The sequence below is a fragment of the Dysgonomonas sp. 521 genome (genome assembly GCF_010501055.1).
Classification (GTDB): domain Bacteria; phylum Bacteroidota; class Bacteroidia; order Bacteroidales; family Dysgonomonadaceae; genus Dysgonomonas.
The window spans coordinates 1-5,760 of record NZ_QVMO01000178.1 but is presented as its reverse complement, the minus strand read 5'-3'; the positions used below and the strand labels follow the sequence as shown (position 1 = coordinate 5,760).

The following is a 5,760-nucleotide window of genomic DNA, read 5'->3' as shown; positions in this document are numbered from 1 at the left end:
GATAAGTCGGGTGATGATAGGTTATTTTTTCAAAGAACGCGAACCTAATAGCTTGCCAAAGCTATATTTATTATGTACCCTTACGGGCGCACCTGAAGCTGGTCGGCAGCCCCGGATTTCCACGCATCCATAAAGGGAGAAAGGTAGTTTTCAAGGTCGGGATAAGAAGTCAGAATCGGGAAAATATCTTCATAGCTTTTATTCAAAAACTCGATAGCATGGGGAAAAGTACAATACTTCCCATCCTCATAAATCCGCAAATACCAGATAATAGCGGCGAAAAGAATAATCGGGGATTCGACAAAAAAGTCGCCCTGCTTTTGTACCCACGTCCGGTTCAAATTCAGCATTATCGTATATGCCGATTCGTAGGCATCCGAAATATCATCCATGAATGAAGGGTTAATCGGATTACAACGGTGCGAACGGGAAGGATCGTCAAAGTTTATCACGTAAAAAGTCGGTACTTTCTCGTAGCCTTCACGGTTGTTTAACAGGTGGTTATAAGCAATGGTGGAGAGGTCGGGAAACTTGAAGTCGTAAATATAGCCTGTATAACCCTTCTCAATCTGCTGTTTGATGAACTGGTTTACAACGGCGTATGATTTACCCGAACCCGGAGTACCCAACACAATCGCTGCCCGGAACGGATTTACAACATTTATCCACCCTTTCCACTGCTTCTTTTTATACCAGAACTTCGTAGGCAGATTCACCGAATAATCGTTTACCATCAGCTTAGTTTCCTGCATAAACGATTCGTTTTCCGTATTGAAAACATCATCGAACATATTGTTTTTGAGTAAGCGGCTTATCCATGTACCCGCCATCAGGAGTAATATGTAGCCTATCGAAATGGTGAAAATATATAATCCGGCATTGGCTACTTTGGGTAACGGTAATGCTAATAGCCACCAGTTCAAAAAGAACAGGACGAAACCGATACCGAGGCACACATATATTTTCGTCCATGTAATCTTTTCCTCCTTCACGCCCTTTGTCCCCAGACAGGACAAAGCAAGGAACACTACGGCAAAGATTTTCGTCCACAGGATCGAGCTAAACAATCCGGCGGTACGGTTAAAATTCATCAGGATTTTATCGACCACCCCGATATTGATTCCCCACTCGTGCATTGCCTCGTAACAGAACCAATACACATTTATCACTACAAATAGTATAGAGAGCGCACGCATAAAGTCCATCACCTTAGCCAAGCCCCTCAAATCATCTTCATTTTGCATAATCGTAAAAATTAAATTGTTATTACTTCAAATTTTATAGCTGCCTGCCATACCTGCGCTTTTTCTTTCTTTTGCGCTTAATGGTCGGCTGGTTATTATCCTGTCCTCCGGCTTCGGGAGTAAGGACAGATAACAGGCTACCCGCCGCATCATCGAGCGTAGAATGCCCGGCTTGCGGTTGCTTGTCGGTAGTGGATTTATCAGTATGGCGTAGGTTATCGGACTGCTTCGGCTGCTCAGTTTGCAGATCCTCGCGGTGCGAATCATCTGCGAACCGTTCGTTAAGAACATTCGCTGAAAACTCCTTACCCAGACGCGAACCGTTTAATACCGCCCGCTCGTTATGGTCGATAAACGTAGCCCCGAATATGCGCCCTTCATCATTGCGGCGAAGTACCAAGTCAATACCTTTCTTCTGTAATGCCGCCCGGAACTCGCTTTCGGTGCGGGCACTATTCAAGGCTTCGGAAACCACAATACGGGTACGGGCTGTAACGCCGTCCGCTTTGATTGTTTCTTTCGATGTACCGAACTGATTTTCCAACGCCTCGATGCCGAGAGTTTTACCAAACAGGGAAGATTTCAAAGGCTTACCGATACGGTTGCCCTCGCCGTCCAATGCCGAATAAACCAATCCCCGGTAAGGCTTGCCCTTGTTTTCCCCTTTGATTTCTTCCACGCCTACATTATATAAGGAAAGCAGGGCGCGATATTCGCCGAGCGTTTGGAAACGGTACATTCCGGAAAGCGGCTTGATAACGTTGGCCACCTGTTTTTTTAAGTTCCCCTGGCTAACGTCTACCGGAGCAAGCCGCCACGCCTCGCCTTGTATCTGACCGTTGGCGGGAATCAGGTTATATTCCTTTTCCAACTCCCGCCGGATTTTGTTACTGCGGTCTTTCTCGAAGCTGTCGGGAACAAGTGAGCCATCAGGACGGACACGGGTCGAAACAATGTGGATGTGCTGGCGGTCTATATCCTCATGTTTGAAAATCATATAAGGCTGCGAGCCATATCCCAACCGCTCCATATACTTTTGCCCGATCTCGGTAAGCTGTTCATCGGTCAGCTTATCGTCCGGGTGCGGATTCAGTGAAACATGGATAACAGGTTTCTTGGTGGTGATATGCGAGGGCATAAACCGCTCAAAATCCTGTATACAGGCAGAGGCGTTGAACGTTCCATCGGCAGGTTCGATTACTAAATTAGTCGCCAAAACCTTACCCAAACCCTCGTCCACTTTCTCCTGATTGTAGGAAAGTGCGCCGTACAAATTGCTTCCATGAGAGATTTTCGCCACCATTTTTTACAGGTATTTCGCCTTAAACTGCTCGCATAGCTGCATCACTTCGCGCCCGATTCCCGCCAGTTCTACGGTCGCTTTCTCCAATTTGTAGAGCAAAGCGAGTGCTTTTTTCTCCCCGAAATTGCTGTGCAGTTCCTTTACGATCTGGTTGTAATTCACCCCCACGCTCCGGAACTGGCTATGTAATGCAGTCAGTTTTGCGGTAAATTCAACCGCCGAAGCGTCAGTTTTTACTACCCGGAACTCATCGCCAAAGATGCGTGCGGAGATAAAAGCAGACAGCGATTGTACGCCCGACTGCTCGAACATGGCAAGAAATCCGGCGTGCTGTGTGTCCGTCAGGTTCACCGTCAGCCGATGTTTTGCCGGATCGTTCTTAGGGGGTCTGCCCCCCTTTCCCCGCTTACGGGGTTCTCTTTTTTCTTCGTTCATAACATTAAACTTTTAGTGGTTATATGAACGTTTGCGGACGGCTCATGCCGGCTTAATTTTTCCCGACTTCGGAGAGGAAAAAACCCTCTGGAAGAGCAAGAGGTTGATGCTGCAAAAAACGAAGTTTGCTGCAATCAACACATCTTGCTATTTGCCAAAATGCAAATACGTTTTGCCCGCAAGGGGCATCTTCCAATCCCGAACTTTTCGGGATATAAGACTGCCCTTCGCCGGGCAATTTTTGAGTGCCGAGCCTATCTTAAAAATCGGCATGAATACCCCGCAACGTTTCATGCTGCAAAGTTATAGCGAATAAATAACACGCTGTATATCAATAAGTATAGACAATCCCAGACAGAAGCTACCACCCCTCGAAAATATAGTTCAAGTATGAAAAAGAAGGCGTTTATTTGCCCTCGGATTTGAATAATTGAGTAGTTGAAACTTTGATTTTTCAGTGTCATGTTTAGTCATGAAAATGTAAAAACACAGACACATGAATAAGAGTAAAAATAAACGCATGAATGACAGGTTATGAATATTCTTAAACAACAAAATTCAGTCCTGAATAAATGATTATGAATGCAAGCATATAAATGCTTAAAACTGCAAATGCATGAATGCTTAAACGCTTAATCGCATAAGCGTTCAATCATGCAAAACTGAATAAATGACTGATTGAGAGTGTGAATAAGCAAATGGCTGAATGCGGAAACAGTAACGCAAACATAAGCGCATTTGCAACAACATAAAATTAACTGATTGTATAATTAAAAATTCAAGAACATGAAACAGCCTATTTATGTGGCATTCTCGACCCAAAAGGGCGGAGCCGGAAAAACAACCCTTACCGTGCTGATAGCTTCCTATCTGCACTATGTAAAAGGGAAAAATGTAGCGGTAATCGACTGCGACTACCCGCAACACTCCATTTTTGAAATGCGCGAGCGCGATTTTAAGATGGTAGACGAGGACGAATTTTATAAGGGTATGGCTTATGAGCAGGTTACCCGGTTAGAGGGCAAGAAGTTTTATCCCATCGTGGAAAGCAACCCACAGGAGGCTTTGAACGATGCGGACGAACTGTGCGAAAAAGAAGAATACGATTATATCTTTTTCGATTTGCCCGGAACGCTCAACAATAAGGACTTAATCATAGCCCTTGCCAACATGGATTATATCATTGCCCCGATTGCCGCCGACCGTGTGGTGATGGAAAGTACCCTTAACTATATGATAGCGGTAAGGGATAATATTATTAATACCGGAAAATCCAATATCAAAGCAATGTACCTGCTTTGGAACATGGTCGATGGCAGGGAAAAGTCCGACTTGTACGAAGTTTACGAAGGTGTAATAAAGGAACTGGAATTTGTAACGCTTAAAACCTTTATTCCGAATAGCCTGCGTTTCCGCCGGGAGCAATCGGAAAGCCGTCGACCGCTGTTCCGTTCAACGCTTTTTCCTGTGGATAAAAGCCTTATCAAAGGCAGTAATATCGAAGAATTGTCGGACGAGTTACTGGAAATCCTAAAGTAATACGGCTATGGCAAAACGAGTAGATACAACGGGAATAGATGCCGAGTTCGTAATCAATCAGGCAAAACCGAGTAACCGGGAAAAAGACCTGAAACCTTACGACCCGTCCGCATCGGCTTCTATGCCCGAACCGGAAACAGTGGAGGAAACACCACAGGAGGAAATCAGACCTCCTGCGATGACACCCGAAACAGTGAAAGAAAAAGAAATACCCCGCGAGGAAAACAAGCGGCGGCGCAAACCACAGCCGGAGGATTACGAAGCACTCTTTATCCGAACAGCTCCCACTACGACACGTAGCGGGAAAGCGGTCTATATCCGAAAGGAGTTCCACGACAGAATTATGCGAATAGTTCAGAACATCGGATATAATGAAGTATCGCTGTTCAGCTACATCGACAATGTACTGGAACATCATTTTAATACTTATCAGGACGATATTACGGAACTGTACCGTAAACGCCGTCCGGAAGATATTTTCTAATCTATAAAAGAAAGCAACATGAAAAAAATAAAAAAATTTCGATGGAAAGCGACCGCACAAAGTATGCCTGTCAAAGAACCGACCTCTAATAGACAAATAGCAGATGGTTATGCAGAAAGGTTTGCAAAACCTAAAAAGTTAAAAAACCGACAATGTGTTTATATCAGCAACGATATTCATGCTGTCATTGCCAAATTGGTGCGAGCCTTAGCCAACACCGGAAATGAGGTGACGATTGGCGGTTACATAGATACCATACTGGAGGAACATCTGCAACTCCATAAGGAGGAAATAAACGAGATATACCGCCAACGCCCGGATGATTTACTATAAAAATAAGCTATGGAACGATATATTATTTCAGCCATCGTATTGTACGCATTGGTTGTCGCCCTCTACCTGTTCCGTGAACGGATGCAGAAACGGAAAAAGAATGCAGCAAAAAATCCCGGTTTCAATCCGTTTCGCTCCGCCCCGAAAGAGGATATAATAGGCAAAAGCAAATTTGACCTTAGACAATCCCGGACAGAAGCTACCACTCTGATTCATAATGAAAAACGGATTGAAAATGAGCCTATATTTGCTGACGAAAACAAAGAATATGCTCCGGTAACACCCCCTTTGGTTGAATCGGAAACAGTCTTATCCGATGAAAATATGACGGACGAAAATTCAAACGAAATCAATTTAGTAATTGAGAACACACCCCCCGAATTAGAGCCGGAATATAACACGGAAGATATAGACGAAGAAGA

5 protein-coding genes and 2 pseudogenes are annotated in these 5,760 nt (G+C 44.5%); 4 read left to right on the top strand and 3 right to left on the bottom strand.

Features of this window, described 5'->3' with window-relative positions; translation table 11 throughout:
• Window positions 1–92: 92 nt before the first annotated feature.
• The 3 genes and pseudogenes from D0T84_RS21760 to mobA form a co-directional block, all read right to left on the bottom strand.
• Window positions 93–1,244, bottom strand: a pseudogene (locus D0T84_RS21760) (YWFCY domain-containing protein); the annotation flags it as partial.
• Window positions 1,245–1,278: 34 nt separating this feature from the next.
• Window positions 1,279–2,547, bottom strand: a complete 1,269-nt coding sequence (gene mobB / locus D0T84_RS21755) for a conjugal transfer protein MobB (protein ID WP_163310021.1) — start codon at window positions 2,545–2,547, stop codon at window positions 1,279–1,281.
• Between the two features lie 3 nt (window positions 2,548–2,550).
• A complete protein-coding gene (gene mobA / locus D0T84_RS21750) occupies window positions 2,551–2,982 on the bottom strand; it encodes a conjugal transfer protein MobA (RefSeq protein ID WP_080904065.1) in 432 nt (143 codons plus the stop codon).
• A gap of 786 nt (window positions 2,983–3,768) precedes the next feature.
• Between mobA and D0T84_RS21745 the strand changes: the two genes are divergently transcribed.
• From D0T84_RS21745 to D0T84_RS21730, 4 genes and pseudogenes are all read left to right on the top strand, one after another.
• Window positions 3,769–4,521 (top strand): ParA family protein, encoded by a 753-nt coding sequence (locus D0T84_RS21745; RefSeq protein WP_163310020.1) that lies wholly within the window; start codon window positions 3,769–3,771, stop codon window positions 4,519–4,521.
• Window positions 4,522–4,528: 7 nt separating this feature from the next.
• Window positions 4,529–5,005 carry a DUF3408 domain-containing protein gene (locus D0T84_RS21740; protein ID WP_163310019.1) on the top strand — a complete coding sequence of 159 codons (477 nt, stop codon included), beginning with the start codon at window positions 4,529–4,531 and terminating at the stop codon, window positions 5,003–5,005.
• Between the two features lie 18 nt (window positions 5,006–5,023).
• The gene (locus D0T84_RS21735; RefSeq protein WP_163310018.1) at window positions 5,024–5,338 is read left to right on the top strand and encodes a DUF3408 domain-containing protein; all 315 of its coding nucleotides are present in this window, start codon (window positions 5,024–5,026) and stop codon (window positions 5,336–5,338) included.
• A gap of 9 nt (window positions 5,339–5,347) precedes the next feature.
• Window positions 5,348–5,760: pseudogene (locus D0T84_RS21730) on the top strand (hypothetical protein); the annotation flags it as partial.